2 rRNA genes and 1 pseudogene are annotated in these 1,081 nt (G+C 67.1%); all 3 read right to left on the bottom strand.

Annotation, left to right across the window (positions count from 1 at the left end):
- Window positions 1-488 (bottom strand): annotated as a pseudogene (locus PUR71_RS14175) (DEAD/DEAH box helicase); the annotation flags it as partial.
- A gap of 228 nt (window positions 489-716) precedes the next feature.
- A 5S ribosomal RNA gene (gene rrf, locus PUR71_RS14170) occupies window positions 717-833 on the bottom strand.
- A gap of 109 nt (window positions 834-942) precedes the next feature.
- Window positions 943-1,081 (bottom strand): 23S ribosomal RNA (locus tag PUR71_RS14165); the annotation flags it as partial.

Genomic DNA, 1,081 nt, shown 5'->3' with positions numbered 1-1,081 from the left:
GGGCGGTCGTCACGACGGAAGCCACCGCCCGAGGGGCGCTCGCCACGGTCATCACGACGGAAACCACCACGGTCGCCGCGGTCGTCACGGTTGAAACCACCCGACGGACGGTCATCACGGCGGAAGCCACCGCCCTGACGGTCGTCGCGGTCGCGGTTGAAACCGCCGGAGGGGCGGTCGTCACGACGGAAGCCTCCGCCGGCCGGACGATCGTCGCGGCGGTAGCCACCGCCGGAGGGACGCTCGCCACGGTCGTCACGGCGGTAGCCGCCGCCCTGGCGGTCGTCACGGTCGCGGCCGTAGCCACCGCCCGACGGGCGGTCGTCACGACGCGGACGGTCGTCACGGTCGTCGCGACGGTAGCCGCCCGGGCGCTCGTCGCGGCGCGAGCCACCACGGTCGTTGGACCAGCTCCCGCGGGACCGGGGCTCGTAGCCTCGGCCGTCGTCCGATCGACGCTCGGGACGGTCCTGGGGCTGGTTCGACATTGTGGTGACTCCTTCTCCTGCTTCAGCTCTGCCGCAGACCTGGGCCGAACATCTCGCCCTCACGCGGCTGGGTGCCGGCCTCCTGGCCGCACGCCTTCTCCATTGTCCGGCATCCGGGAACACTCCGCGTCCGGGCGGAAGCCCCGGCCTTGCCGGCCGTGCACGTTCGCAAAACACAAAAAGGCCGCGGCCCCAGCGAAATCGCTGGGGCCGCGGCCTTGAATGATTGTTCGGCGGCGTCCTACTCTCCCACAGGGTCCCCCCTGCAGTACCATCGGCGCTGTGAGGCTTAGCTTCCGGGTTCGGAATGTAACCGGGCGTTTCCCTCACGCTATGACCACCGAAACCCTATCGGGTATTCAGCGAAACACACTTTTCAGTTGATAAGTGTTTCTTGTGTTCGCCGGCGATAGCTGTTCGCTACCCGGGAACCACACAGTGAACGCGAGCGTCTGAGGACAAGCCCTCGGCCTATTAGTACCGGTCAACTCCACCCCTCACAGGGCTTCCATATCCGGCCTATCAACCCAGTCGTCTACTGGGAGCCTTACCCTCTCAAGGAGGTGGGAGTGCTCATCTCGAAGCAGGCTTCC

Source organism: Streptomyces sp. SP17BM10 (assembly GCF_036322405.1).
GTDB lineage: Bacteria > Actinomycetota > Actinomycetes > Streptomycetales > Streptomycetaceae > Kitasatospora.
This window is presented reverse-complemented; position numbering and strand designations above follow the sequence as displayed.